General features: G+C 62.9%; 24 protein-coding genes. 15 read left to right on the top strand and 9 right to left on the bottom strand.

The genetic code is table 11. From position 1 onward, the window contains the following. Positions 1 to 9 precede the first annotated feature (9 nt). Positions 10 to 759 carry a phosphatase PAP2 family protein gene (locus KEM63_RS02240; protein ID WP_223654595.1) on the top strand — a complete coding sequence of 250 codons (750 nt, stop codon included), beginning with the start codon at positions 10 to 12 and terminating at the stop codon, positions 757 to 759. A 61-nt stretch (positions 760 to 820) separates the two neighbouring features. Continuing rightward, the gene (locus KEM63_RS02235; protein ID WP_223654594.1) at positions 821 to 1,510 is read left to right on the top strand and encodes an SDR family oxidoreductase; all 690 of its coding nucleotides are present in this window, start codon (positions 821 to 823) and stop codon (positions 1,508 to 1,510) included. An 83-nt stretch (positions 1,511 to 1,593) separates the two neighbouring features. On the opposite strand, the gene KEM63_RS02230 is transcribed toward KEM63_RS02235, so the two are convergent. The 3 genes from KEM63_RS02230 to KEM63_RS02220 all read right to left on the bottom strand — a co-directional run bounded on the left by KEM63_RS02230 (position 1,594) and on the right by KEM63_RS02220 (position 3,891). Next, a complete protein-coding gene (locus KEM63_RS02230) occupies positions 1,594 to 2,370 on the bottom strand; it encodes a hypothetical protein (protein ID WP_223654593.1) in 777 nt (258 codons plus the stop codon). 295 nt (positions 2,371 to 2,665) lie between these two features. Continuing rightward, entirely contained in the window at positions 2,666 to 3,463 is a 798-nt protein-coding gene (otsB, locus tag KEM63_RS02225; protein ID WP_223654592.1) for a trehalose-phosphatase, read from the bottom strand. Then, the gene (locus tag KEM63_RS02220; protein ID WP_223654591.1) at positions 3,460 to 3,891 is read right to left on the bottom strand and encodes an HhH-GDP family DNA glycosylase; all 432 of its coding nucleotides are present in this window, start codon (positions 3,889 to 3,891) and stop codon (positions 3,460 to 3,462) included. The genes otsB and KEM63_RS02220 overlap by 4 nt, the downstream gene beginning before the upstream one ends. A gap of 135 nt (positions 3,892 to 4,026) precedes the next feature. On the opposite strand from KEM63_RS02220, the gene KEM63_RS02215 reads away from it, so the two are divergent. The 7 genes from KEM63_RS02215 (at position 4,027) to KEM63_RS02185 (ending at position 12,078) form a co-directional block, all read left to right on the top strand. Further along, positions 4,027 to 4,293 carry a DksA/TraR family C4-type zinc finger protein gene (locus KEM63_RS02215; protein ID WP_223654590.1) on the top strand — a complete coding sequence of 89 codons (267 nt, stop codon included), beginning with the start codon at positions 4,027 to 4,029 and terminating at the stop codon, positions 4,291 to 4,293. Between the two features lie 159 nt (positions 4,294 to 4,452). Next, positions 4,453 to 5,898 (top strand): Nramp family divalent metal transporter, encoded by a 1,446-nt coding sequence (locus tag KEM63_RS02210; RefSeq protein ID WP_223654589.1) that lies wholly within the window; start codon positions 4,453 to 4,455, stop codon positions 5,896 to 5,898. Positions 5,899 to 6,027: 129 nt separating this feature from the next. Beyond that, positions 6,028 to 6,477: an efflux RND transporter periplasmic adaptor subunit gene (locus tag KEM63_RS02205; protein ID WP_223654588.1), complete on the top strand. Its 450-nt coding sequence runs from the start codon at positions 6,028 to 6,030 to the stop codon at positions 6,475 to 6,477. After that, positions 6,459 to 7,115: an efflux RND transporter periplasmic adaptor subunit gene (locus KEM63_RS02200; protein ID WP_223655789.1), complete on the top strand. Its 657-nt coding sequence runs from the start codon at positions 6,459 to 6,461 to the stop codon at positions 7,113 to 7,115. The genes KEM63_RS02205 and KEM63_RS02200 overlap by 19 nt, the downstream gene beginning before the upstream one ends. After that, positions 7,115 to 10,252, top strand: coding sequence for an efflux RND transporter permease subunit (locus tag KEM63_RS02195; RefSeq protein WP_223654587.1), 3,138 nt, complete (start codon positions 7,115 to 7,117; stop codon positions 10,250 to 10,252). Before KEM63_RS02200 ends, KEM63_RS02195 begins: the two co-directional genes overlap by 1 nt. Positions 10,253 to 10,291: 39 nt before the next feature. Beyond that, positions 10,292 to 11,278: a diacylglycerol/lipid kinase family protein gene (locus KEM63_RS02190; RefSeq protein ID WP_223654586.1), complete on the top strand. Its 987-nt coding sequence runs from the start codon at positions 10,292 to 10,294 to the stop codon at positions 11,276 to 11,278. After that, complete coding sequence (locus KEM63_RS02185) at positions 11,275 to 12,078, top strand: metallophosphoesterase family protein (protein WP_223654585.1); 804 nt, start codon at positions 11,275 to 11,277, stop codon at positions 12,076 to 12,078. Before KEM63_RS02190 ends, KEM63_RS02185 begins: the two co-directional genes overlap by 4 nt. Positions 12,079 to 12,112: 34 nt before the next feature. Here the strand turns inward: KEM63_RS02185 and KEM63_RS02180 are convergent, their stop codons facing one another. Beyond that, on the bottom strand, positions 12,113 to 13,117 hold the full coding sequence (locus tag KEM63_RS02180; RefSeq protein WP_223654584.1) for a hypothetical protein: 1,005 nt from the start codon (positions 13,115 to 13,117) through the stop codon (positions 12,113 to 12,115). A 238-nt stretch (positions 13,118 to 13,355) separates the two neighbouring features. On the opposite strand from KEM63_RS02180, the gene KEM63_RS02175 reads away from it, so the two are divergent. Beyond that, positions 13,356 to 14,576 (top strand): BaiN/RdsA family NAD(P)/FAD-dependent oxidoreductase, encoded by a 1,221-nt coding sequence (locus KEM63_RS02175; RefSeq protein WP_423747846.1) that lies wholly within the window; start codon positions 13,356 to 13,358, stop codon positions 14,574 to 14,576. Here the strand turns inward: KEM63_RS02175 and lnt are convergent. Further along, positions 14,552 to 16,186 (bottom strand): apolipoprotein N-acyltransferase, encoded by a 1,635-nt coding sequence (lnt, locus tag KEM63_RS02170; protein WP_223654582.1) that lies wholly within the window; start codon positions 16,184 to 16,186, stop codon positions 14,552 to 14,554. The genes KEM63_RS02175 and lnt overlap by 25 nt on opposite strands. A gap of 173 nt (positions 16,187 to 16,359) precedes the next feature. Here lnt and KEM63_RS02165 point away from each other — a divergent pair, with 173 nt between their 5' ends. Then, positions 16,360 to 17,277 (top strand): acyltransferase, encoded by a 918-nt coding sequence (locus KEM63_RS02165; RefSeq protein WP_223654581.1) that lies wholly within the window; start codon positions 16,360 to 16,362, stop codon positions 17,275 to 17,277. Here KEM63_RS02165 and ald read toward each other — a convergent pair. Both ald and KEM63_RS02155 read right to left on the bottom strand, forming a co-directional pair. Next, positions 17,264 to 18,382: an alanine dehydrogenase gene (gene ald / locus KEM63_RS02160; protein ID WP_223654580.1), complete on the bottom strand. Its 1,119-nt coding sequence runs from the start codon at positions 18,380 to 18,382 to the stop codon at positions 17,264 to 17,266. The genes KEM63_RS02165 and ald overlap by 14 nt on opposite strands. 89 nt (positions 18,383 to 18,471) lie before the next feature. Then, positions 18,472 to 19,512 carry a GGDEF domain-containing protein gene (locus tag KEM63_RS02155; RefSeq protein ID WP_223654579.1) on the bottom strand — a complete coding sequence of 347 codons (1,041 nt, stop codon included), beginning with the start codon at positions 19,510 to 19,512 and terminating at the stop codon, positions 18,472 to 18,474. A gap of 220 nt (positions 19,513 to 19,732) precedes the next feature. Here KEM63_RS02155 and KEM63_RS02150 point away from each other — a divergent pair, with 220 nt between their 5' ends. The 3 genes from KEM63_RS02150 (at position 19,733) to KEM63_RS02140 (ending at position 22,023) form a co-directional block, all read left to right on the top strand. Then, positions 19,733 to 20,737 carry a response regulator gene (locus KEM63_RS02150; protein WP_223654577.1) on the top strand — a complete coding sequence of 335 codons (1,005 nt, stop codon included), beginning with the start codon at positions 19,733 to 19,735 and terminating at the stop codon, positions 20,735 to 20,737. 18 nt (positions 20,738 to 20,755) lie between these two features. After that, a complete protein-coding gene (locus KEM63_RS02145) occupies positions 20,756 to 21,715 on the top strand; it encodes a sensor domain-containing diguanylate cyclase (protein WP_223654575.1) in 960 nt (319 codons plus the stop codon). A 143-nt stretch (positions 21,716 to 21,858) separates the two neighbouring features. Continuing rightward, positions 21,859 to 22,023, top strand: coding sequence for a hypothetical protein (locus KEM63_RS02140; RefSeq protein ID WP_223654573.1), 165 nt, complete (start codon positions 21,859 to 21,861; stop codon positions 22,021 to 22,023). 44 nt (positions 22,024 to 22,067) lie between these two features. Here the strand turns inward: KEM63_RS02140 and KEM63_RS02135 are convergent, their stop codons facing one another. Next, positions 22,068 to 22,613, bottom strand: a complete 546-nt coding sequence (locus tag KEM63_RS02135) for a transcriptional regulator (RefSeq protein WP_223654571.1) — start codon at positions 22,611 to 22,613, stop codon at positions 22,068 to 22,070. Positions 22,614 to 22,624: 11 nt separating this feature from the next. Further along, positions 22,625 to 23,797: a zinc-dependent alcohol dehydrogenase gene (locus KEM63_RS02130; RefSeq protein WP_223654569.1), complete on the bottom strand. Its 1,173-nt coding sequence runs from the start codon at positions 23,795 to 23,797 to the stop codon at positions 22,625 to 22,627. A gap of 259 nt (positions 23,798 to 24,056) precedes the next feature. Here KEM63_RS02130 and dbpA point away from each other — a divergent pair, with 259 nt between their 5' ends. After that, positions 24,057 to 25,433, top strand: a complete 1,377-nt coding sequence (dbpA, locus tag KEM63_RS02125) for an ATP-dependent RNA helicase DbpA (RefSeq protein ID WP_223654567.1) — start codon at positions 24,057 to 24,059, stop codon at positions 25,431 to 25,433. The last annotated feature ends 22 nt before the right edge of the window (positions 25,434 to 25,455 follow it).

Raw genomic sequence — 25,455 nt, 5'->3', positions numbered from 1 at the left:
GCGTGACACATGATCTACTGGTTCATCGCAAACATCCTGCCCCTGCTGCTGATAACCGCCGCCCTCTATCTGGGCCTGTTCACTGCCGTGCGGCGCATGCAGCGCGGCTGGTCCATCCACCTGGAGGAACGCCGTATCGCCCTGTTGCTGATACTCGTGCTTACCGTGGCGGCGGTGAAAGTCGCCGAGCAGGTGCTGGGCGCACGAACGAGCGATTTCGATACGGCCGTATTGCTGTTCCTCAATCAGCAGACGCCGTCCTGGCTGGTGACGGTCTTCGCCTGGATCACGCTGACCGGTTCGTCGATGTTTCTCACCCCGGTCATCGGGTTGGTAGTCGTCGCCCTGGCGATCTTGCGTCAGCGTGCCGAGGCGCTGCTGTTGGCAGCGTCCGGCATCGGCGGGGTGCTGATGGTCTACGTAATCAAACGCAGCGTCGGACGCGACCGGCCCGCGCTGTGGGAGACGGAGGTGTACTGGGGTTCGAGCTTCCCCAGCGGACATACCCTGGGTACCGCGGCCTGTGCGGTGGCGCTGGCGCTGTGCCTGCGCCGCTTGCGACCGAGAACGCGCTCGCTGGGCCTGTGGCTGGCGCTGTGCTGGATTGCGCTGGTGGGCCTGTCACGCATGGTCCTCGGGGTGCACTGGCCAACTGACGTGATGGCCGCGGCCTGTCTGGGCATAGCACTGCCGTTGACCCTGAACCTGATGCTCGATGCCCACCGCGCGCACCAGCGCCAGCAACGCGCCGGAACTTGAGCCAGCGGGTTCTCTCCAAGCAGAGACCCGGCCGACCTGCGGCCCGATGAAGGAGACTCCCATGTCCGACCCCGTTCTGCTGATCACCGGCGCTTCATCCGGCATCGGCGAAGCCACCGCCCGTGAAGCAGCCAGGGCCGGCTATCGCCTGGTGCTCGCCGCACGTTCGGAAGACAAGCTGCGCGCGCTGCAGAGCGACCTCGGCGGGCCGGAACGCGCACTCGTGGTGCGTTGCGATGTACAAAGCGAGGACGATCAACGGCGGATGGTCGAGCAGACGCTTGAGACCTTCTCCCGGCTCGACGCGGTATTCGCCAACGCCGGACGCGGTGGCAGCGCAGGTGGGTTCAGCGGCGCCGATCCGGACAGCTGGCGCGACATGATCCTCACCAACGTGTACGGCGTCGGCCTGACAGTCCAGGCCTGCCTGCCAGCTCTGCGCGAGAGCCGGGGTCATGTATTGCTGACCGGCTCGGCGGCCGGCCGGGTGACCATTGCCGGGTCGATGTACAGTGCGACCAAGTGGGCGGTCTCCGCCATCGGCTATGGCTTGCGCGAGGAGATACGTGGCAGCGGCATACGCGTAACGCTGATCGAACCCGGCGTGGTCGATACCCCGTTCTTCGATCAACCACCGTCTCAGGCGCTGGAGCCGGCAGACATAGGGCGCGCCGTGATGTACGCGCTGTCTCAGCCGCCGCATGTCGATGTCAATGAAGTGCTGATCCGGCCTACCCCACCGACCGAATAGCGCAACGCGCCGGCGCGCTCGATACAGGCGCGCCGCTGGATGGGTGTCGCAGATGCCCAGGCGCCCTCTTGCCGGGGCAGCCTTCACGCCTCCGGGATCACCTGAGCTTCGGTGTCCGCGATGGGCAGGTTACGCTGGTTGCGACCGAGCAGCCGCTTGGCAAGCCGACTGTGGCGATGCGGATTGCCGTAGTGATACAGCGCGGTGGCGCGCAACATGCTGGGATCGCATGGATCGTTCGCGTGCAGGCTGCGATAGCCCCAGAACAGATAGACATTCCCCGGCTTGAGTTTGATACGCACCGGATTCAGCCAGCCTCTGCCGACCAGCCAGGACGTCAGTTTCTGGCTCACCGTGTTATGCAGTATTGCCTTTTCGATCACGTTGACCATGACGCTGCGACGGATCGGTCGAATGTTCGGAAAGGTAATGAGGTCACCGCAGTGTTTGCCTTCCGTAGGAATGACAATCGGCACCAGCGCAGTCAGGCCTGTCGCATCGAAATGGAAGAAATGCGACTCTTTGCGCCCTGTCTTGCCCTGCAGAAATCGGATGACCGGGAACGTGGTTTCGTCCGACGGAAGGGTCAGCTTGAGACCGGTCTCATAGACCTCATTAAGCATCTGACGAAACGCCGGGGAGGTGGCCAGATCCTCAAACAGGCTGTCGCGCATGGCCGTCACGCCATGAAGCGCAAAGTACTCGGGGCCATGCTCCGTTACCTGCCGGGTAATGAACTCCCGGGCCTGCTGCAGCTGGTCAGCGGCAATGAAGTCTTCGAGGACGGCGAAACCCCGGGTATCGATATCCTTAACGAGCCGGGCCACCGTGGTGGGCTCGACAGTCGATAACTCAAACATACAGAACTCCTATCCTGGGTCTGCGGAGCGGTTGCGTCAGCCAGAAAAGCCACGCTTGCTTTGAGTCTTATGCAAAACCGACGGCGGGCTGGTTCAGCACTATCGGCCGGCGATTGCTCCTTGGCACGCCGGGACTGCTGGAGCGACACCAGCGAAGGATGGGCAGAGAGGATCTGGAGGCTCCGTGTCGCTTCATCCATGGCTGACGTTCCAGCACACTTTACGACTAAACTCGTTACAGAAAGTTTCATGATATTCGCGTGAAATCATTCATCGCGACACTGCGCGGACGACGTCAACTCCTGCGACTCAATGCATCCAGCAGGTTGGCGACGTCACCGACTGACGTCACCCGCATGCTGGCTGCACTTGATCTCTCTGCATCCGCGACCAGCACCCCTACCCCACCCAGCGCCGCCACTGCGATAAAACCGTCCTCGTCCGTCTCGTCGTCGCCCAGAAACACCGGCTTGAAGGACCCCGGCGCGGACCGTCGGAGCTGACTGCAGAGCCAGTCTATCGCCCGGCCCTTGTCCCAATCGATGTCCGGCCGCAACTCCCAGACCTTCTTGCCGTGAGCAAGCTTCAACCCGACAAGCGTGCCGGCCAGCTGTTCAACCGCACGTTCCGCCTGGCGGGTAGTTTCATCGTCGGCCAGCCGGTAATGCACGGCGACAGCGTAACGCTTGCGCTCGATCAGGATGCCGTCGAGCCTCGAAGTCTCTGCCTGAAGTTGCTCACATGCGCTATCCAGCACAGGGAGCGTGTCCCCGGCCTCGGGCGCGTCCCAGCGCACCCCTGGCCCGGCGATGTCGAGTCCGTGACTCCCCGCGTAAATCAGCCCGGGTAGACCCACCAGCTGTTCGACGTCGGTACGCTCGCGCCCACTGACGATGGCGACGGGATGACGCCTGGCCAACTGCTCCAACGCCTGCCGCACGTGCGGTTCCAGCTTCGCCTGGTCGGGCGTAGCCTGGATCGCGGCGAGCGTACCGTCATAGTCGAGAAACAGCGCGGGACTGGGGCCGAAGCGCTCGATCAGCTCATCGAGCGAAGCGTGAGGGGGATGTACTGCAAGCGCGTCATTGTTCATGTCCACACCTCACCTGTCTCGCGAAGGAAAATGTCCGTAGTCCTGGGCCCGATACCCTTGAACTGCCGGAGCCGCTTTTCCAGCTCCTCACGATCCGCGCTCTGCTCGAATATCGCGCTCACTTTGCCTCCAAATTCTCCATTGAGTTTCTCGCACATCAACCTGAGCCGCTCGGCAGTGGATTCGTCGTAGCGGGCGTAACCTCCCTCGCCCAGCATGTTGACCAGCTGCCGATGGCTGCACTGGCACAACTTGTCAGGGGAATCGTGCCCATGCTGCTCGACGATCACCCGGTAGGTCCGCAAGGCAGTGGCCTGGCGAATGCGCTTGCCGAAGAGGAAGCTGGCCAGAAACCATTTGAACAGGGACGACTCGTCGCCCTTTCGCAGAGTGAGCCCGATATCTGCTGCGTTGATCTGCCTGGCCATTCATGCTCCTGTCACACGCCGGTAATCAGCCGACCCGATTTCGACGCACCGGTTCGATGTGAGCGACGAGCCGCGCGGAACCGCTTAGGCGGAACCGGCTCCATTGAGAAGGTGCTTCTAACGAGGAGAGCGACTATGGCTACCGGGTGGGCGCGCGAAGGCGCCGTGCAGGATCAGATTGACGACACCGTCCAGGATGCCGTGCGCCGGGCGCGCAACGAGCTCCCCAAGGGAGACAGCCTTACCCACTGCGAGGAGTGCGACAGTCCAATCCCCGAAGCCCGCCGCCGTGCTGTGCCGGGCGTGCGCCTGTGCGTGGCCTGCCAGTCCCAGCTGGACAAGGACCGGCAGCAGAGTGGCGGCTTCAATCGCCGGGGCAGCAAGGACAGCCAGTTGCGCTGAGCCCGGTTCGTCGCCGGCGTGCGTGCGCCGGTTGCACTCTCCTCCCCGCTTTGTTTTCACAGGCCTGTGCAGGTCATTCGCTCGACGCGCCTCAAGGAACATTTGACGGCGACCGTTTTCGTAGCCCGTAGAACCATGTCTGGCTGATGGGAGGAAACGTTGAGCAATCCGATGTTTCGCGATACGGTGCCGGCGCCGCCGGAAGGGCGTCGCAAGCTTAGCTGGTATGGCCCCGGCCTCCTGTGGATGCTGTCCGCGGTGGGCACAGGCTCCATTCTCTTTACCCCTCGAGTGGCCTCGGTCTACGAATACCAGCTGTTCTGGTTGCTGCTGCTGGTGGTGTTCTTCATGTGGGTGATGATTCGCGAAATGGCGCGCTTCTCCATCGTCACCGGCAAGACCATGCTGGAAGGTCTGTATGACCTCGAAGGACCGCGAGGCTGGGCGGTCTGGCTGATTTTCGTGCCGCAACTGCTCGCCGCAGCGGTGGGTATCGCCGGGCTATCGGCGGTGGTGGGCAGCGCGCTGCAGTCATTTTTCCCCGGCAATACGGCGATCTACGGCATTGCACTGGTGGTGTTGTGCACCGCCTTCGTCGCCAGCGGCCAGTACATGCTGATCGAAAAGGCAAGCCGCGTAATGGCCCTGTTGCTGATGTTGAGCGTCCTCGCCTCTGCCATCGTCGTCGGCCCCTCCCTGCCGGCGATGGGTAGCGGAATGATTCCGAGCTGGCCGGACGACCCCGATCTGTACATCATTCTGCCCTGGGTAGGGACGATTCTGGCCGGCTCCATGGGGCTGGTCTGGTTCGGCTACTGGACGGCCACGCGAGGCTTTGGCGGCGGGCTTACCAGCGCCGACCGCGACGAGGACGAGCCGGACGAAGCGCAGCGTGAGCGCGAGCAGGCGCAAAGCGAGTCGCAGGCACGCGATGACGCGGTCAACCGGGCGCAGGCCTGGGTCCGGCTCATGTCCGGCGCTGCCACGCTGGGCGTGGTGGGCGGCCTGGTGGTGATCACCGCATTCATGGTGCTGGGCGCGGAGCTGCTTGCTCCGGAAGGCGTGGTGCCGGAGGGCACCGATGTCGCCGTGGATCTGGCGCGGTTGTTTTCGGATGTCTGGGGCGAAGCCGGGCGCTACCTGCTGCTGATTGCCATTGTCATCGCGCTGGGCGGGAGCGTGCTGGCCAACCAGGATGGCTGGGGCAGAAGCTTCGCTGACATGACGCTGATCCTGACAAGTCATCGCCGCTACGCCGCCGACCGCGGCTGGGCACTCGGCGCGCTTGACTGGCTCAAGCAGCGAACCGGCCTGCCCATGCTCGAGCGCCGCTACATCAAGCGCCTGTATGTGCTGACGATCACCGGCGTGGTGCCGGTTGCCATCATTCTGGTGTTCAGCGATCCGGTGGCGGTCATGTCGGCTTCCGGCATCATCGCGGCGCTGCATACCCCGTTCATCGCGCTCAGCGCGCTTTACGTCAACCGTACGCGACTGCCCCATGCCCTGCGGCCCGGTTTGAGCATCACCCTGTGCATGACCGCTGCCGGGCTGTTTTATCTCGGCTTCGCCGGCGTCTATCTGTGGGATCTGGTGGGTGGTTGAGGAGGCTCCGGGAGACAGTACCGACACACGCGTTCACACACTGATGCGCTCTGAAGCGGCCGCAGGCCTGCCTCGCAGGAAAGATGGCGCTATGCTTCTGCGTTCCCGCAGGTTACGAGGAGCACGTCGGTGAGTACATGGAACCAGTGGAAACGCCGGTTTTCCCTGGCGGTCGGCGTCTGCGCCGTGTCGCTCATGCAGGCTGCTTTCGCCCAGCAGCCGGTGGTGTTGGGCCAGGTCGAACGAGGGCCTTTCATCGAGGAATATCAGCTCAACGGTAGCGTCGTGGCGCGGCAGCGATCCGATGTATCGGTGTCCATCGGTGGCTTGATCACCGAACGATTGGCGGACATCGGCGATCGGGTTGAACGCGGCGATCCCCTCCTGAGAATGGATGATGAACTGGCTCGCTTCGAGCATCAGCGAGCCCAGGCCGAAGCGAGCGAAGCACGCGGACGTCTGGAAGAAGCTCGACGGCTGGTCGAAGAGGCCCGCTCGGTGGGCGCGGGCAACAACATCGCCCGCACCGAAGTCCAGCGCCGCGAGGGAGCGAGGCTGCGATTGCCGAGGCGGCGCTGAAACGCGCCCAGGCCAGTCAGTCGCTAGCCGCTGCACGGGTCGCGCGACATGAGATCGTGGCGCCGATCAATGGCGTGGTCAGCGATCGCAGTGTCGACGTTGGCCAGTGGGTCGACCCGGGTACGGCGGTGTTCGCCGTCGTCGACACCGAGAATGTCTGGCTCGATTTCCAGGTGCCGCAGGCCGCTTTCCCGCTCCTCGACGAGCAGGCATCCCTGCGCGTCCAGGGGTACCCGAACCGGCCGCGCCTGGACGCCGACATCGTTACCTGGCTGCCCGTGACTAATAGCCAGGCGCGGACCTTCCTGCTGCGCGCTCGGGCGCCGGACAAGCTGTCCTGGTCACCGGGGATGGCCGTATCAGGCTTGCTCAGCCTCGAGCGGGAAGAGCAGATGCTGTGGGTAGACCGGGACGCGGTGAATCGCTACCCCGAGGGTCGCACGACAGTGTGGGTGGCCCAGCCGGATGGCGATGATCGATACACGGTGACGGAGAAGCGCATCGACATAGCCGGCAGTGCAGCCGATCGGGTGTACATCAGCGACGGACTGACCGGCGAGGAGCAGATCGTAGTCCGTGGCAACGAGTCCCTGCGCGAGGGCGGCGACGTCGAGCCCGCGGAAAGGACCGGCCGCTGATGTTCGCCGCGGTCGTTCGACACGGCATTCTGGTCGCCGTCATCACGCTGATCGTGGTGATCCTCGGCATCGCCGCGGCGCTGCGCATTCCCGTGCAGATGATTCCGGACCTGGAGGTCCGAACCATCACCGTGGAAACCGGCTGGCCCGGCGCGACGCCGCAGGACATCGAGAAGGACATCGTCATCGAGCAGGAGCGCTTTCTGCGCAACGTGCCCAACCTCGAACGAATGGTTTCCTCGTCGAAAAGCGGCTCGGCAGAAATCGAGCTGGAGTTCCCCTTCGGCACCGACGTGACCCAGGCGCTGATCGAGGTCAACAATGCGCTCAGTCAGGTCCCGGATTATCCGCGCAACGTCGATGAGCCGCGGATCATCGCCGCCTCCTTTTCCGCCAATGCCTTCATGTATTTTCGCGTGGCAACGCTGGAGGGCAACCCGCGCCAGCTCGACATCAGGCTCATGCAGCAATTCATCGAAGACCGGGTTCGGCCACGCATGGAAAGCGTGTCTGGCGTATCGGAGGTGACCGTCGGCGGGGGCGCCAGCCGGCAGCTGCAGATTCATGTGGACGGGCAGGCGCTCAGTCAGAAGGGGTTGAGCCTGGTGGATGTCCGCGATGCGATTCGCGCGCGCAATCAGGACATATCCGGCGGCGAGGTCACGGCCGGCAAGCGCCGTTATCTGCTGCGTACTGTGGGCCGCTTCGAGACGCCCGAGGCGCTGGCGTCACTGGTTCTATCCCGGCAGAACGACAGTGTCGTGCGCCTGGGCGATGTCGCCGAGGTCACCCAGGGTCGCGCCCGGCTCCGCGGCCTGGACTATTTCAACGGCGAGCCGGTCATCGGCATGCAGGTCCGTCGGCAGAGCGGCTCCAATGTCATCGACATCAAGCGTGCGATGCTCGAGGAAGTGCAGGCGATCAACGAGGAAGTGCTCGAACCGATGGGGCTGGTGCTGGCGCTGAATTCCGATGATGCCCGCTATGTGCAGGCGTCCATCGCCAATGTCTGGACCAATCTGGGCATCGGTGCGCTGTTCGCCACGCTGGTGATGTTCCTGTTTCTGCGCTCGGCCAAGGCCACCCTGGTGGGCGTCATCGGCATTCCGCTGTGCACGGTGGCAGCCTTTCTCGGGCTGATGCTGGCGGGCCGGACGGTTAATGTGATCTCGCTTGCGGGCGTGGCATTTGCCATCGGCATGACCATCGACAACAGCATTGTGGTGCTGGAGAACATCGAACGTTACCGTCGACAGGGCATGGAACGGGTGGCCTCCGCGATACAGGGTGTGAAGGACGTCTGGCCGGCAGTGCTCGCCTCGACCATGACCACTGTGCTGGTATTCCTGCCGATCCTGTTCATTCAGCAGGAGGCCGGACAACTTTACTCCGATGTCGCGATCGCCATAGCCAGCGCGATTCTTGCGTCGATGCTCGTCGCCACTACGCTGATCCCGGCCATGAGCGCGCGCCTGGACTTCGGCGAACGTGATGACCGCGGCGACTTCCGTCGGTTGGGCGGAGCGCTGCGCTGGCTGCAGGCTTCACGTCTGCGCCGCGGCACGGTGCTGCTTACCACCCTGCTCGGCAGTGCGCTGATCATTCTGTTGCTGACCCCGCCGGCCGAATATCTACCGGAAGGCGAAGAGCCCAAGACCTTTGCCACGATGAGTCCTCCGCCCGGTTACAGCCTCGAGACCATGGCGTCCATCGGCGAGCAGGTGGAGCGCTTTCTGCTGCCGCATGTGGATGCCGATCGCGAACCCTTCGAGCGCGGCGACGTCGCGATTCCTCCGCTGCGCTCGCTGAGCATGTCGGTCGATCCGAGCCGCGTGCGGATAATCACTGAAACCCACGACCCGGCCGATATCGAGATCGTGATGGATGAAGTGACCGCGTTCTACCGCAGTTTTCCGGGCATGCGCGCGTTCGCCGCCAAGGGTTCGATCATCTCCAGCAATGATGGCGGCACGCGCAGCATCAATCTGGACATCTCCGGCTCCAACCTTGCAGAAATCTATGCCGCCGCCCAGGCCGCCGAGCGTCGTGCCCGCGACATCTTCGACAGCCCGCGCATCCAGACGCAACCGCCAACCCTGAGTCTGGCGCAGCCGCTGGTGCAGATACGGCCCGACTGGGAACGCGCCGCTGAACTCGGCCTGTCTGCCGATGCCATCGGTTTCACCGTCGCCGCCCTGACCGAAGGCACCTACATCGATGACTACTTTCAGGACGACGAGAAGATCGACATCTATATGTACGGCGAAGGCCAGACCGAACCGCAGCTGTCCGCCCTGCCGCATCTGCTGATTCGAACCGAAGGGGGCGCGGCACTGCCGCTGTCGACCATTGCCAGCATCGAGGAGACCGTCGACACCAGCGCCATTCGCCGGGTCGATGGGCGTCGGACGGTGACGCTGAACATCATTCCGCCGCGCGACGTACCGCTGGAAGCAGGGGTCGAGCGGGTGCGCACCGAGTTGATGGACGTGTTGCGGGAGGATGGTACCTGGCCAGCGGGCGTCGCCGTGACCCTATCCGGCGCGAGCGACGATCTCAATGCCACCCGCGACGCATTGCTCAGCAATTTTGTCATCGCCCTGGCCATCGTCTACCTGTTGATGGTGGCAATCTTCTCCCACTGGGGATACCCGCTGCTGATCATGACCACCATTCCGCTGGGCGTAGCCGGAGGCCTGGTCGGATTGGCACTGATGAACCTCGTCGGCTCCCTGCTTCCGCTGTTCGGCCTGCTGCCCCTGCGCCAGTCGTTCGACATGATCACCATGCTCGGCTTCCTGATCCTCATGGGCACAGTGGTGAACAATCCGATCCTTGTTGTGGAGGAAGCACGGCGCAACCTGAACGAAGCAGGTTCGGATCTGGTCGAAGCGGTAGGCGCAGCCGTTCAGGCGAGACTGCGCCCGATTGCCATGACCACGCTGACCACCCTGTGCGGGTTGGCGCCGCTGGTGTTGTTCGGCGGAGAAGGCACCGAGCTCTATCGCGGCGTGGGCGCCATCGTGCTCTTCGGCCTTCTCGGCGCGGCAGTGGTGACCGTGACCTTTCTTCCAGCCCTGGTGGTGCTGGTGCTGGGTCTTGGCAGACGGATCAGATTTCGTACGCGGGCCGCCTGACAACGCCGCGGCGCAACCACTCAGCATGGCCAGGGACATATGACCGCTTCGTCAGACACCATCGCGGCGACCGCTACGGGCGCCGGGCAGGCACTTGAAGACAAACCTTTTTTCATCGTTCTGAATACCGGATCCGGGCACGGCGATAACGATGAGACCAGCCGTACGATTTCCGCTGTGCTGACCGCCGCGGGTCGCCGCTTCGAATTGATGCCCGTCGAGGATAGCTCCACGCTGATCGAGACAGCCCGCAGGGCGGTGAAGCTGGCTCGGGAGCATGACGGGATCGTGGTGGCGTCCGGCGGGGACGGCACATTGAATGCCGTCAGTAGCGTGGTCCTGGACACCGGCCTGCCCTTCGGCATCCTGCCGCGCGGCACCTTCAACTACGTCGGACGTGCACACGGCATACCGCAGGACACCGAAGCTGCCACGCGCTGCCTGCTGCAGGCTCGCATCAAGCAGGCACAGGTTGGGCTGCTGAACGGCCGTTCGTTTCTGGTGAACGCGAGCTTTGGCCTGTATCCGACGCTGCTCGAGGACCGGGAGGCCTACAAGCAACGTTACGGGCGCAGCCGCTGGGTCGCACTGTGGTCTGCCATGATGACGCTGGCCCATGCCCACCGCCAGCTGAAGGTACAAATCGAATACGGCGGGGAGCGGCGCACACTGAAAACCCCGACCATCGTTGTCGACAACAACCCGTTGCAGCTGCGCCAGATGGGTATAGGCCAGGAGGAAGAGCTTGAGCACGACCACCTGGTGGCCATCACCTCGCCCCCGGTCGGCACCCTGGCACTGTATGGCATTCTGGTCCGTGGCCTGCTCAGCCGTCTGGGCGCTGCGGATAACGTGATCACCTTCGCCTTCAATCGCATGACCGTCCACCTCGGCAATCGCAAGCGCATCAAGGTTGCCACCGATGGCGAGATATTCCAGGCGGACGCGCCGCTGATATTCGAGGTGTCGCCGCACAAGCTGCAGTTGCTGGTGCCCCGCGAGGAAATGGCCGAGGAGATCCGATGATCCGACTATTGCAGATATCCGACCCGCATTTCGGTACCGAACAGCAGCAGGTGGCCGATGCCCTGCTGCGCCTGGCGGACGAGGCCGATCCCGAGATCATCCTGCTCAGCGGCGACGTTACCCAGCGCGCACGTCGTGACCAGTTCGAGGCTGCCAGATCCTTTCTCGACCGCTTCCAGCGTCCATTTCTGGTCGTTCCGGGCAATCACGACATCCCGCTTTTCAATCTCCCGGCCCGGTTGCTCGATCCCTACGGCAACTACCGGCGCTCGCTTGGCGAGGAGCTGGAGCCCGAATACGAGACCGATGAACTGCTGGTCGTTTCGCTGAATACCACACGTCCTTCGCGGCACAAGGATGGCGAAGTGTCCGATGAGCAGATTGCGCGGGTAGCCGAACGGCTGCGGCAGGCCCGGCCGGGGCAGCTGCGCGTGGTCATGCAGCACCACCCGGTACGTGCCCGCGAAGAATGCGACGTGGAAAACCTGCTGCACGGACGCGAGGATGCGGTGCCGGTCTGGGTAGATGCTGGCCTCGATGTTCTGCTCGGCGGGCACATTCATCTACCCTATATATGGCCGCTCTATGGCACGCGTGGCGAGACCGGTCGCAAGGGCTGGACCGTGCAGGCCGGAACGGCTACGTCCGTGCGTATTCGCGGGGACATTCCCAATTCGGTCAACATGCTGTGTTACCAGCCGGCAGCCGAAAGGCGGGTATGCAGCGTCGAGCGCTGGGACTTCAACTTCGATCAGGACCGCTTCGTCAGGTCTCTCGCCACACCCATCGAGCTGGACTGAGTTCACTCCGAACCGCCCGATCGAAGCAACGCTTTCACCGGCGAAATGCCAGATGCTGTCGGTGCGGGTTGGGGTTCCTCCAGATGAAGCCTTCGAAGTAGTAATGCAGGAAGGTGACCGTAAGCGCCAGCACGGCAACGATCGGGTAACTCATGAAGTGGGTCAGGGCGAACGCGATGAGAACCGACAGTACCGGCAGCAGCACGATGGGCGGCAGACGGGTGAAATGCGTCATGCGATACATGAGATTGACCGGTCCTGACCGATTCCGGTTGTTGTCATGGCTGATGTAGATCATATACGCCGTCACATCATGGATGACGCGCGGGATGAGGATAACGAATACGGTGTAGCCGATCTCGTTGACGATCAGCGTGGAGACCAGCATGGCCACGTTGCCCCACAGATACCAACGGCCGATCGGAAAACGCGAAGTCGGGCTCAGACGAAAGGCCAGCACCACCACCGCTGCGCACATGAGCGCGGCAGACCACACCAGTACCTCATACCAGCTCAATGACCCGAACGCTTCGTAGCCCAGATAATTGGAAGCATATACGGTCACGTAGACCATGAATGCGCTGAAGATGGCCAGCCACTTCCAGGCCTTGAACAGGCGGGTCGGCGCCGTACCCATCATCATCAGAGTGAGCCCGAGTTGCTGCGCGAGCACATGGTAGATGGTGTAGAAACCGAGAAACACGAACAACGCCTGCCCACCCAGCGGCTGGGGACCGAAGGTACCGGCAGCAGCAATGAGCGCGAATACCACCATGGGCCACAGCAGGCTGCGCCGATAATGACCGAGGTATTCCTTGTCGGCCATGGTCAGCAGGCTGGCAACGATGTGCGGCAACCCGAAAATTACCGTCCAGAAAGGCCAGTGCATCGGATCCGAAGGCAGATACTGGTGCAGCAGGGCGCCTTCGAGCAGCCAGGCATCGACGAATACGAACGCGAGCACGACCGGCACGATGGCATATAGCGCCAGCAGCCAGCGGCAATCGACGGTATGCATGGGTGTGGCAACGGCGTTCATGGGGGGGACCTCATATTGTTGTTGTATTCAGCGGCGAGTATCTGACAGCGCTCGCGGCTCGTATGTGACCAGTTCGACGTCCTGCCGGATGCGGCTTGCCAGACTGACGAGTCGCACTGGATGCCCGTCCCGGGGCATCCATCTGGTGTTTTCAACATCCCCGAGCCCCGACCAGCTGGATGCCGGTGCAGGACGGCTGTCGTATACTTCCCGCTTTTTGCGGATCCCTCCTGTGTCGATTCCTTCAAGCCATTACGACGTGATCATCCTGGGCGCCGGTGCCTCCGGGCTGTTCTGCGCCTTCACCGCCGCCCAGCGCGGCCGCCGGGTGCTCGTGCTGGAGCGGGCCAACAAGGTCGGCAAGAAGATCCTCATGTCCGGCGGTGGTCGCTGCAACTTCACCAACCAGGTGGTCGAGCCGGGCAACTTCATTTCGGCCAATCCACACTTCTGCAAATCAGCCCTCAAGCGTTATACGCAGTGGGACTTCATCGCTCTGGTCGAGCGCCACGGTATCGACTACGAGGAACGCAAGCACACCCAACTGTTCTGCACTGACAGCGCTCGCGACATCGTCGACATGCTGCTCGACGAATGCGCGGCGGCGGGAGCAGAAGTCCGCACACATTGCGACGTGCGCCAGATCACCTCGCTCAACCCCGAAGCTTCCCCCGCGGCCCGCTATCAGCTCGCCGTGCAGGGCCAGCAGGCGTTTCAGTTGTCCTGTGAATCCCTTGTCGTCGCCACGGGCGCGCTGTCGGTCCCTACGCTGGGCGGCAGCGGCTTCGGGTACGACATTGCCCGCCAGTTCGGCCTGCCGCTGACCGAGCGTCGTGCCGGCCTGGTGCCCTTTACCTTCAGCGATGCGTTAAAGCCTCTCTGCGAGCGGCTGTCCGGCCTCGCGGTCGAGGTACGAGCGAGCTGCAACGGGCAGTCCTTCCTGGAAAACATGCTCTTCACGCATCGCGGCATGAGCGGTCCGGTCATGCTGCAGATATCCAACTACTGGCATCCCGGCGACGAACTGGTCATCGACCTGCTGCCTGATCGAGACGCCGCAGACTGGCTCACCCAGGCCAAGCGCGACCAGGGTCGTTCTCGGCTGCGCACAGTGTTGTCACCCGTCCTGGCCAAGGGACTGGTCAACGAGCTGCAGCAGCTCTGGTGGCCCGAGCGGGACGACACACCGCTTGCCGAATGGAGCGACCGCCAGCTCGCTGCGATCGGTCAGCAGCTCAACGCCTGGCATCTCAAACCCTCCGGCACGGAAGGCTACCGAACCGCGGAGGTCACTCTGGGCGGCGTCGATACCGCTGCAATCAGCTCTCGGACCATGGAGGCCACCAGCCAGCCCGGGCTGTACTTCATCGGCGAAGTACTGGACGTCACCGGGCACCTGGGCGGCTTCAATTTTCAGTGGGCCTGGTCATCCGGTCACTGCGCCGGGCTGGCGGTCTGATCCTTGCGCCGTGCCGGCCGCCACACGGCCACTAGCACCAGGGTGCCAACCAGGCCGTAAATGATCAGGAACGGCAGCTGCGGATGGCGGCTGTAGACACTGCCCCCGGACTCTGCCGAAAACGGCAGATCAACCAGTAACTGCGCCCGAGAAAAGGCCGGTGTCTGAGCCACCGCGCGCCCGGCTGGCGTCGCCGCGACCGACGGGCCATTGTTGATCAGGTGCACCATCGGCACGCGGTTTTCCACGGCGCGCACGATTGACATGGCCTTGTGCTGGAACGGCTGACTGGTCTCACCAAACCAGCCGTCCTGTGACAGGAACAGCAGCACACTGCCCGCCGGCTCGCTGCCCAGTGCGTCGGCGACGAAGGTGGGGAAGGCGGTTTCGTAGCAGACCTTGGGGATCACGTTCATGTCGGCGATGCGGAACGATGCGTGCTGGTCTCCGGCCTTCAGCGGTTGCAGAAAGTCGCCGAGAAACAGACCGGTCAGCGTCTTGAGGCCCGGCAGATGAAAGAAATCGGGCAGATATTCGCCAAAGGGCATGCGCTGCATTTTACGATAGGTTCCAGCGAGCTCACCGCTGGCATCGAGCATGGCGACCGAGTTGTAGCCCACGCGCCCGGCATCTTCCCAGCGCCGCTCGACGTCATGGAAGATCAGCGGCACACCGAGGTCGCCGATCACCTCGGCATACCCGCGCCGGACGCTGTACATGTCGAAATAACCCTTGTAGCGCGCCTCCGGCCAGGCGACCCACTGCGCGCCAAGCCGCGCCAGTCGCCGGGTCGCAACCATCTCCTCCGGCTCCTCACGGCTGAAGCCCGGCGCGGGAGCAGGCAGATCCAGCGTCACGACATCGTTCGGCTGCACCAGACCGATGCGTCGGGTTTCCCACTCAGCAATGCGCGCGTCCCAGCGGTCCAGGCTGATCCAGCCATAGCCGAACCAGAGCACCAGCGCGGTAGCGCTTCCCACCAGCGCCCAGCGATGTCCGCTGCGGCGCAGCAGATCGAAGATCAGCACGCTGGCCATCAGCATGACGAAGTCCATTCCCTGCGCGCCGATCAGATCGACCCCTTGAAGCGCCGGGAGGAAGAACACCTGCGCTTCGGCGAAGTGTGTCTGGAACAGCAGTGGATACATGCTCAGGACGGCGAGAACCGCGGCGGGGAAGCTCAACACATCGAACCCCGGCAGCCGCTTGCTCAGCCAGCGGTAGGCGACGCAGCCGAGCGCCGTGGCGAATCCGACATAGCCCCAGAACAACACCGCCAGCAGCGTCGCCGTCGGCCATGAAACCGCCTTGAGATTGATGGCGAAGTCGATCATCCAGTGACTGGCGCCGGCGAAACACACGCTGCCGGCGACCCAGCCGAGAAGGAGCGCACGCGGATAGCTCGTTCCGCCCAGCGCGAACAGCAGCGGCACCCAGCCGACCCAGGCGGTCCAGAACAGCGCCGGCTGCAGCCAGGGCGCGCACAGCATCAGCCCTGACAGCGACGCCAGCATCACCCGCCAGATCAGCGCCAGCGAGGCAGTCGCCTCCTCCGGCACGACATCGTCGGCGGTTGCAGCCCAGGGCAGGCCAAAGCGGGTCAAGCTCACTGTGCCTCCCGATGCGCGTGGTCTTGGATGACTGGAATTGAGGCCACACTATGAAGCCGGCCGCTCCCCAGCAATCACCCTTTCGGGTGAAGCTGCCGAACGGGGAAGCGGTTGACTGGCCCACATCGCATTCGGCTATGCTTGCCCGCTTCGCCTTGAACTCAGGTTACTCCATGCGTCATTGGCTGACAGGAATCATTACCTCTGTCCTGATGCTGCTCAGCACGCTGATCGGCATCGGACCGATGCTGCTGCTGGCTTTGCTCAAGCTGGTCATTCCCCACCGCGAATCGCGACGTCAGTTGTCCCGCGCCGTGATGTGGATCGCTGAAGTCTGGGCGGAGTCGGTCAAGCGCGTCTTCGCGCTGATGACGCCGACAATCTGGGAGATTCACAGCGACTGTCCGCTGGATCATCAGCATTCGTATCTGGTCATCAGCAATCACCAGTCCTGGGTGGATATTCCCGCGCTGGTGCAGGCTTTCAATCGCAAGACGCCCTATTTCAAGTTCTTCCTTAAAAAGGAGCTGATCTGGGTGCCGTTTCTGGGTCTGGCGTTCTGGGCGCTCGATTACCCGTTCATGAAGCGTTACAGCAAGGCGCACCTGGCACGCCATCCCGAGGACAGGGGCAAGGATCTGGCGATAACCCGAAAAGCCTGCGAACGCTTCCAGTCCTTGCCGGTGACGGTCGTCAACTTTCTGGAAGGCACACGCTTTACCGAAGACAAGCGCATCGCGCAGCAATCCCCGTTCGGTTATCTGCTCAAGCCCAAATCCGGTGGCGTTGCCTTTGTCATGGCGGCGCTCGGCGCACAGATGCGCTCGTTGCTCGACGTCACCATTTATTATCCGGGCGGGCGACCGCCCGGGTTCTGGGCGCTGATGTGTGGTCGCGTCGATCGCGTAGTGGTGGACATCCGCGGTCGCACGCTGTCCAACGAACTGTTCGCCGGCGACTATGAGAACGATCCAGACTTTCGCGAGACGGTACAGAGCTGGATCAACCAGCTCTGGCTGGACAAGGACCAGCGCCTGGCCCAAATGCATGCCCGCGATGGCGACGCACCGCCGAAGGCTACAGGTTCCTGACGGCCTCAGCCGGTTCAACCGAATCGATCCCCAACGCCTCGCCGACGCTGCGATTGGTCAGCCGGCCGTTCGCCACGTTGAGCCCGTTGGCCAGATGGACATCCTCTTCCAGTGCGCGCCGCGCACCCTTGTTGGCCAGCGCCAGTACGAACGGCAGGGTGGCGTTGTTCAGTGCCTGCGTCGAGGTCCGCGCAACGCCGCCCGGCATGTTTGCGACACAGTAGTGCACCACCTCATCGACGACATAGGTCGGATCGGCATGGGTGGTGGGTTTCGAGGTCTCCGCGCAGCCACCCTGGTCGATCGCCACGTCGACCAGTACCGAGCCTGCACACATCCCCGAGATCATTTCCCGGGTAATCAGCTTGGGCGCAGCGGCACCGGGGATGAGCACGGCACCGACGACGAGATCCGCCTGTTGCACCTGCTTCTCGACCATCTCCGAAGTGGAATACAGGGTGTCGATACGGTTGCCGTACTGCGCATCGAGGCGACGCAGCACATCGGGATTGCGGTCCAGCACGGTGACATGCGCTCCGAGGCCGACAGCCATGGCCAGCGCGTTGGCTCCTACCACGCCACCGCCGAGAATCACCACCCGCCCCCGCGGTACGCCGGGCACACCGCCGAGCAGTACCCCCCGGCCGCCACGGGCCTTCTCCAGGCAACTCGCTCCCGCCTGAATAGCCATGCGCCCGGCGACTTCGGACATGGGCGCAAGCAGCGGCAGACGGCCCTGCGCATCGGTTACTGTCTCGTAGGCGATGCAGGTCGCACCGCTGGCCAGCAGGTCGTCTGTCTGAGCACGATCAGGTGCAAGGTGAAGATAGGTGAACAGCAGCTGCCCCGCGCGTAGCCGTTTGCGCTCCTCTGCCTGCGGTTCCTTGACCTTGACGATCATCTCGGCTCGCTCGAAGACCTGCTCGGCCGAAGCCAGCTCCGCTCCCGCACGTCGGTAATTCTCGTCGGAAAAGCCGATGGCTGCGCCGGCCATGGTCTCGACCGTTACCTGATGCCCGCTTCTGACCAGTTCGCCTACCGCTTCGGGGGTCAGACCTACGCGGTATTCATGGTTCTTGATCTCTTTCGGTATTCCGATATGCATGGCGCAGCTCCTCTGTGAAATCACTGGAAAGTGTAGAAGAGACCACAAAGGATTCAAAAAAAACTACGGAACGTTTGAAATTCGCAACATCAGCGCACGACAGAACAGTCCTGCTCCTCCGCCACCACCTGGTTGCGACCTCCACCTTTCGCTTCGTACAGGCGTCTGTCGGCGGTCCGCATGAGCGCATCGAGGGAGCTGCCATCTTCTCCCAGAGCGGCTACGCCGGCGCTGAAGCTCAAGGTCACCAGGCCATTGTCGAGTTGCAGCGGGGTCGCGCAGAGCTGCTCACGCAAGGCATTGGCGAGCTCCGCAGCCCTGCCGAGATCGGCCCCGGGCAGCAGCAGCGCGAATTCCTCGCCGCCGAGCCGGCAGAACAGGTCGGTTTCGCGCAACCGGGTCGGTAGCAGGTCCGCCACATGCCGCAACACCTGATCCCCGCCTTCATGGCCGAACTGGTCATTGATGCGTTTGAAGTGATCGAGGTCCAGCACCACCAGCGCCAGTGGCTTGTTGTCGCGCAGCGCATGGCTGCGTTCCCTCTCGAAGACTTCAGCCAGCTTCATGCGATTGGCCAGACCGGTCAGCACGTCCTTGCTCGCCAGCTCCAGCAGCCTGCGTTCGTTGTCGACGCGGCTGCGTTCATAGACATGTGAGAACAGCATGATCGCCATGCTGCTGAGACCGACGTTGGCCACAATGATGATGTTGAACAGGGATGCGTCGGTCATGTAACGATAATTGAACGCCAGCAGCCCCATCGCCACGAACGCAGCGGACATCAACAGGCCCGTGCGCAGTCCAAGCAGCAGATAGCAGATGATGGGGATGGTCTGCACCCAGGCGAATACGGTGAACGACGTGCGTGGCAGCAGCACTGCAAAAATCATCAGCCCGAAAAACGGCAACAGGAAAATCACCGTCCAGAAGCGCAGGCGCTCGGTGGTGCCGATGAATCTGAGCAGGTAGGCGGAAAACGCTGCGTAGCCAAGTTCGAGTGCCGACAGCACGTACAACTCGCGGAAGATATTGACGATACCGAACAGCAAGCCGCCGAATACCGTAATGCACAGGAGGGCCTTGAGCACCGCACGGCGGTGTTGTTCACTGGCTTCGAGCTGTTTGGGCATGGCCGCGTCTCCGGCTGACGAGGGTCGTCATGGCCTGAATGGAATCACGACCGATTGTCGCAAATCCGCGCAAAAATGTCTGACGCTATGAGCAATCTCTTCTCAAAAGGTCAATTACTTGTCATGCTTGCGAAAAGATCGATTGATGGCCATTTAGTCTCATTTTGACGCTATTCAGCTGAGCAGTCGACCCGCACTCAATGCAACAAGGACATCGGACGTGAGCGCCATCCCGCTACTGGTATGTGACGACTCCAACATGGCTCGCAAGCAGCTGATTCGTGCGCTGCCGTCGAACTGGCCGTTTCGTATCACCCAGGCGAGCAACGGCGTCGAAGGGCTCGATGCCATCCGGCAGGGGAACGGCCAGGTGGTCCTGCTCGACCTCACCATGCCCGAGCTGGACGGCTTCGCCGTCCTCGCCACGCTGCGGCAGGAAGGCCTCAAGGCCGAGGTGATCGTCGTCTCCGGTGATGTCCAGGAAGAGGCTGTTCGGCGCGCCAAGGCGCTCGGCGCCAGAGCCTTCCTGAAGAAGCCAGCCGACCCGCTGCAACTGGCCGACGCTCTCAACGGTCTGGGTGTCGACGTGCCACTGGTGCAGCCCAGAGACATTCAAAACCAGGCCTTGACGCCCCTGCCAAGCGTCTCCTTCCGTGACGGTTTCCGCGAGATAGCCAACGTCGCCATGGGCCGCGCGGCCGAACTGCTCGCACGCGTGCTCGGCGTGTTCATCAAGCTCCCCATCCCCAACGTGAACATTCTGGAAGTCGGTGAGCTGCATATGGCGCTGGCCGATGCCCAGCGGGGTGAGCGGCTGTCGGCAATCTGCCAGGGTTACATTGGCGGCGGGGTCGCCGGTGAGGCACTGTTGATCTTCCACGACGCGGAAATCGATGATGTCGCCAAGCTGCTCAACGCGCAGATGGACGAGAGCGCCAAGCTGGAAATGCTGCTCGATCTGGCCAGCATCATCATCGGCGCCTGCCTCAACGGACTGTCCGAGCAGCTGAACATCACGCTGTCGCAGGGGCATCCGCTGGTGCTTGGCCAGCACTGCCCGATCGAGGATCTGATCCGGATCAATCAGCGGCGCTGGAAACGCACCCTGGCGGTAGAAATAAGCTACGGTCTGGAAGATCTGGATATCCGTTTCGACCTCATGCTGCTGTTCACAGAGGACTCGGTACCGAGGCTGCGCGAGAAACTCGACTTCCTGCTCAACTGATTCACACGGAACGCACCCATGGCTGCTCAGTTTGACATCAACGAACTCCACTGGCTGCTGGACATCGTCCAGAGCATCGACGTGGGTGTGGTGGTGCTCGATCGGGACTACCGCGTTGAGGTGTGGAACAGCTTCATGGAAAACCACTCCGGCCGCAGTGCGACCGAGGTCGCCCACACCACCCTGTTCGAGCTGTTTCCTGAAATCGATCAGGGCTGGTTCACACACAAGGTCGAAACCGCTGTAATGCTCGGTACGCGCGCGTTCACCATCTGGGAGCAGCGGCCGAATCTGGTGCGCTTCAAGAGTTATCAGCCGATCACCGGGCTGGCGGACGAGATGTACCAGAACGTGACCATACTGCCGCTGCGCAGCACCAATGGCGAAACCGACCACGTCTGCCTGATCATCTACGACGTGACCGGCGTGGCGGTAAACAAGCGTCAGCTCGAATCGGCCAACGCCCAGTTGCAGGAGCTGGCGCTGCGCGACGGTCTGACCGGACTGCTCAATCGCCGCTACTGGGAGCAGTGCGTCGAACGGGAATTTGCCCGACACATGCGTTACGACACGCCGGTCAGCCTGGTGATGTTCGACATCGACCATTTCAAGGCAGTGAACGATACCTACGGCCACCAGACCGGAGACGAAGTGATCCGTGAAGTCGCGCGCGTCACGCGGAACATGGCGCGGGAAACCGACTATGCCGGGCGCTATGGCGGGGAGGAGTTCGTCGTACTGCTGCCGGACACCGATCTGAACGGCGGCCGGCAGTTCGCCGAGCGGCTGCGTCTGGCCATCTGCAAGCTGCGCGTCGACCATGAAGGCAAGCCCCTGCAGTTCACCGTCAGTCTGGGCGCAGCGTGCCTGGACAGCAAAATGAACACGCACGCCGAGTTGGTCGAACGCGCGGACAAGGCGCTGTACCAGTCAAAGGAAAACGGACGCAACCAGACCACGGTATTTCAGGACGCGTAATACCGCCCGACAGGGCACGAGACCATGCTGATCCAGCGGATGGAGATGCCGGTCCCCCGACAGCGTCAGCGCAGGCTACGTTGGTGGGATGACCGCGCCCCGCTTCTGGGTCAAACAAACCAGAAGAAAAGGGAAACACGACTATGGAAGGTGAAAAGCGCGGCTGGCTTTGGGTGTATCGCAAGGCACGCAGTTATCACGTGAACGGGATCCAGGCCTTCTACCGGGCGACGCGGTTCTGTCTGACCGGCGACACCGGCTCGTTCCCCACGCACGGCGGCTTTCGCAAGTCGCGTATCAGACGATAGGGTTTAGAGCGCGATGCCGGGCGGCTGTCGCCGCCCGGTACCAATCAGTGCCGGGTCACGGTTTCCCTGTCAGCCGCAGCCATCCCCTTCACCTGCGGCAGGTTGTCCATGCTGCCCTTGCTCGCGGCGCGCCCGCGCATCTGATCCGGAGTGTCCGGAAAGCCGCTGCGGTCGCTGTAATCAAAGGTAGTTACCGGATGGTCCTCGGTGGCCAGATCCTTCGCGCACTTGAGATCCAGCGCCGCCACACCCGTCACGCCGACGGCGGCAACCATGGCTGTAGTCGAATCGCCGCGCTGGCCGGCGGCACCGAGCGCCAGCAGGTCGAGTACATCTCCGGCCACACGGGCCTGAATCCAGGGCTTGGGATTGTCGCTGAGCAGGATGCCCGCGCCGGTGGCGATCTCGCGCAATCCGCATAGCCGGACAAAGTTGCCACGCCCATGGACGCCGAGCGCAGCCGACAGCTGATGCGGCAGCAGCAATTCGGCAACACCCAGGCCGATACTGAACCAACCGAGCCGGCGGGCCAGCTTGCGAGCGGGGTAATGGGTGCGGTATTCCTCGTAAGATCTGCGTTGTTCTGACATGACGAAACTCCTCAGGGCTTGAGCACGACTTTGACGCAACCGTCGTGCTTGTCGCGGAATGTCTTGTACATTTCCGGGCCTTCTTCAAGGCTTACCGTGTGCGTAATCACGAACGAAGGATCGATCTGGCCTTCCTGGATGCGGTTGAGCAGATCGTCGGTCCAGCGGTTGACGTGTGTCTGACCCATGCGGAACGTCAGACCCTTGTTCATCGCAGCACCAAAGGGAATCTTGTCGATCAGCCCGCCGTAGACGCCGGGAATCGACAGGATGCCGCCAGGCCGGCAGACGTAGATCATCTCGCGCAGCACGTGGGGACGATCCGACTCCATCATCATCGCCTGCTTGGCGCGGTCGTACATGGAGTCGATCGAGCGTGCGGCATGCGCCTCCATGCCCACCGAGTCGATGCACTTTTCCGGACCCTTGCCACGCGTCAGCAGCTGCAGCCGATCGAGCACGCTTTCCTCGTCGAAATTGATCGTGATCGCCCCGGCAGCGCGGGCCATCGACAGCCGCTCGGGCACGTTATCGATGCATATGACGTTCTCTGCGCCCATCAGAATCGCACTGCGGACCGCGAACTGGCCAACCGGCCCGGCGCCCCAGACGGCCACGGTGTCGGTGGGCTCGATGTCGCACTGGGCCGCGGCCTGCCAGCCAGTGGGGAAGATGTCACCGAGAAACAGCACCTGTTCGTCGGTCAGGCCATTGGGGATCACCACTGGCCCGACATCGGCATAGGGAACGCGCACGTATTCGGCCTGGCCGCCAGCATAGCCGCCGGTCAGGTGTGTGTAGCCATACAGGCCGGCAGTGGAGTGACCGAAGACCTTGTCGGCGATCTTGGCATTGCGGTTGCTGCGCTCGCATACCGAGAAATTCCCGCGCACGCATTGCGGGCACTCGCCGCAGCAGATCGTGAACGGCACAACAACCCGGTCGCCGACCTTGAGCTTCTTGTTGCCGGAGCCGACTTCCATGACCTCGCCCATGAACTCGTGGCCCATGATGTCGCCATGCTGCATGCCGGGCATGAAGCCGTCGTACAGGTGCAGGTCGGAACCGCAGATGGCGCAGGACGAGACCTTGATGATCGCGTCGCGCGGATCTTCGATGGTCGGGTCGGGTACGTGATTGTCGCAACGGATGTCTTTCTTGCCATGCCAGCGAAGGGCTCTCATGAAAATCTCCTGTCCGGGTTTTGGGGCGCCGCCTGGTGATTTCCTTCGCTAACCGCTGCTGAGCAGTCGGCACGCTTTCCTGCGATGTGTGTTCGGTCGCGCGAACAAACTGCGGCGCGTGCGGTACTAGGTTAGTACACGATCTCCGGTGAGAGTTGCCCACAGCGGCGAAATCGCTGAAACGCACCGACGAAGCGCGACTGCCCGACTGCGCCGGGTGCTCTGTTACACTGGCCCCTCACACGTCACAGGTCCCATCATGTCTGCCACCGATTTCAGCAGCCTGCCGCTCTCCCCATCCATGCTCGACACCCTCGCCCACCTTGGCTATCAGCAGATGACGCCGATCCAGGCCGAGTCGCTGCCGCTGATCCTCGGCGGTGAAGATGTGATTGCGCAGTCGCGCACCGGCAGCGGCAAGACGGTCGCCTTCGGCATCGGCCTGCTGACCCCGCTCAACCCGTCGTTCTTCGGCTGCCAGGCGCTGGTGCTATGCCCGACGCGGGAGCTGGCCACACAGACCACTACCGCCCTGCGCGGCCTGGCACGCGGTCTGGCCAACGTGAAGATGCTGACTCTGGCGGGGGGCACGCCATTCGGTCCGCAGGCCAGCTCGCTGGAACAGGGCGCACAGATCGTCGTTGGCACGCCGGGTCGGGTACAGGATCATCTGGAACGCGGCACGCTGGATATCGGCAAGCTCAATTGCCTGGTCCTCGACGAAGCGGACCGCATGCTCGACATGGGCTTCATCGACAGCATCACCTCGATCATCGAGCGCGCCCCGACACATCGCCAGACATTGCTGTTTTCGGCGACCTACCCCCCCGGCATCGAGCAGCTGGCAGCACGCTTTTTGCGCGGGCCTAAGCGGGTGAGCATCGAAGAGCAGAGCCCGAGCAACCCGATAACCCAGCGTTTCTACGAGATCGAACCGGATCAGCGCTTCCAGGCGGTGCTGAAGCTGCTCGCCGCCGAGCGTCCCCAGCCGTGCATCGCCTTCTGTCACACCCGGCAGCAATGTCAGGACCTGCAGCGACTGCTCGCCTCCAACCGGGTCAGCGCGTTGGCACTGCATGGCGACATGGAGCAGCGGGAACGCGATCAGGTACTGGCGCTGTTCGCCAATCAGAGCTGCAGCGTACTGGTCGCCACTGACGTCGCCGCCCGCGGCCTGGATGTCGAAGGCGTCGCGGCGGTGATCAACGTCGAACTTTCCCCTGACCCTGCCGTCCATACTCACCGCATCGGCCGCAGCGGCCGGGCCGGCCAGCCGGGCCTGGCGCTGAATCTGGTGGCTCCCGGCGAGATGGGCCGAGTCCGGGCGATCGAAGATCGCTTCGGAACCCTGCAGTGGATGCCGCTTGATCGTCTCCCCGATCAGCTCGACAAGCCTCTGCTACCGCCGATGCGCACCATAGCGGTAGCGGGAGGCCGCAAGGACAAGGTGCGTCCGGGCGATTTGCTGGGTGCCTTGACCGGCGAAGCGGGCCTGCCCGGCGATGCCATCGGCAAGATCAGCATCAGCGATTTTCAGGCACTGGTCGCGGTCCGCTGGGATCTGGCTGATACCGCCCTGGAGCGGCTGGAAAACGGACGCATTAAAGGACGCAAGTTCAAGGTTCGACTGCTTTGAAGTCGGCCCAGATCACGGAATA

Source organism: Halopseudomonas nanhaiensis (assembly GCF_020025155.1).
GTDB lineage: Bacteria > Pseudomonadota > Gammaproteobacteria > Pseudomonadales > Pseudomonadaceae > Halopseudomonas > Halopseudomonas nanhaiensis.
Note: the sequence above shows the minus strand (reverse complement) of the source record. Positions and strands in the feature narration are given on the sequence as shown.

Bases quoted from the DNA above. Each gene is read 5' to 3' on its own strand.
- KEM63_RS02240 (WP_223654595.1), top strand. From the start codon at position 10: ATGATCTACTGGTTCATCGCAAACATCCTGCCCCTGCTGCTGATAACC.
- KEM63_RS02235 (WP_223654594.1), top strand. From the start codon at position 821: ATGTCCGACCCCGTTCTGCTGATCACCGGCGCTTCATCCGGCATCGGC.
- KEM63_RS02230 (WP_223654593.1), bottom strand. From the start codon at position 2,370: ATGTTTGAGTTATCGACTGTCGAGCCCACCACGGTGGCCCGGCTCGTT.
- otsB (WP_223654592.1), bottom strand. From the start codon at position 3,463: ATGAACAATGACGCGCTTGCAGTACATCCCCCTCACGCTTCGCTCGAT.
- KEM63_RS02220 (WP_223654591.1), bottom strand. From the start codon at position 3,891: ATGGCCAGGCAGATCAACGCAGCAGATATCGGGCTCACTCTGCGAAAG.
- KEM63_RS02215 (WP_223654590.1), top strand. From the start codon at position 4,027: ATGGCTACCGGGTGGGCGCGCGAAGGCGCCGTGCAGGATCAGATTGAC.
- KEM63_RS02195 (WP_223654587.1), top strand. From the start codon at position 7,115: ATGTTCGCCGCGGTCGTTCGACACGGCATTCTGGTCGCCGTCATCACG.
- KEM63_RS02190 (WP_223654586.1), top strand. From the start codon at position 10,292: ATGACCGCTTCGTCAGACACCATCGCGGCGACCGCTACGGGCGCCGGG.
- KEM63_RS02185 (WP_223654585.1), top strand. From the start codon at position 11,275: ATGATCCGACTATTGCAGATATCCGACCCGCATTTCGGTACCGAACAG.
- KEM63_RS02180 (WP_223654584.1), bottom strand. From the start codon at position 13,117: ATGAACGCCGTTGCCACACCCATGCATACCGTCGATTGCCGCTGGCTG.
- KEM63_RS02165 (WP_223654581.1), top strand. From the start codon at position 16,360: ATGCGTCATTGGCTGACAGGAATCATTACCTCTGTCCTGATGCTGCTC.
- ald (WP_223654580.1), bottom strand. From the start codon at position 18,382: ATGCATATCGGAATACCGAAAGAGATCAAGAACCATGAATACCGCGTA.
- KEM63_RS02155 (WP_223654579.1), bottom strand. From the start codon at position 19,512: ATGCCCAAACAGCTCGAAGCCAGTGAACAACACCGCCGTGCGGTGCTC.
- KEM63_RS02145 (WP_223654575.1), top strand. From the start codon at position 20,756: ATGGCTGCTCAGTTTGACATCAACGAACTCCACTGGCTGCTGGACATC.
- KEM63_RS02140 (WP_223654573.1), top strand. From the start codon at position 21,859: ATGGAAGGTGAAAAGCGCGGCTGGCTTTGGGTGTATCGCAAGGCACGC.
- KEM63_RS02135 (WP_223654571.1), bottom strand. From the start codon at position 22,613: ATGTCAGAACAACGCAGATCTTACGAGGAATACCGCACCCATTACCCC.
- KEM63_RS02130 (WP_223654569.1), bottom strand. From the start codon at position 23,797: ATGAGAGCCCTTCGCTGGCATGGCAAGAAAGACATCCGTTGCGACAAT.
- dbpA (WP_223654567.1), top strand. From the start codon at position 24,057: ATGTCTGCCACCGATTTCAGCAGCCTGCCGCTCTCCCCATCCATGCTC.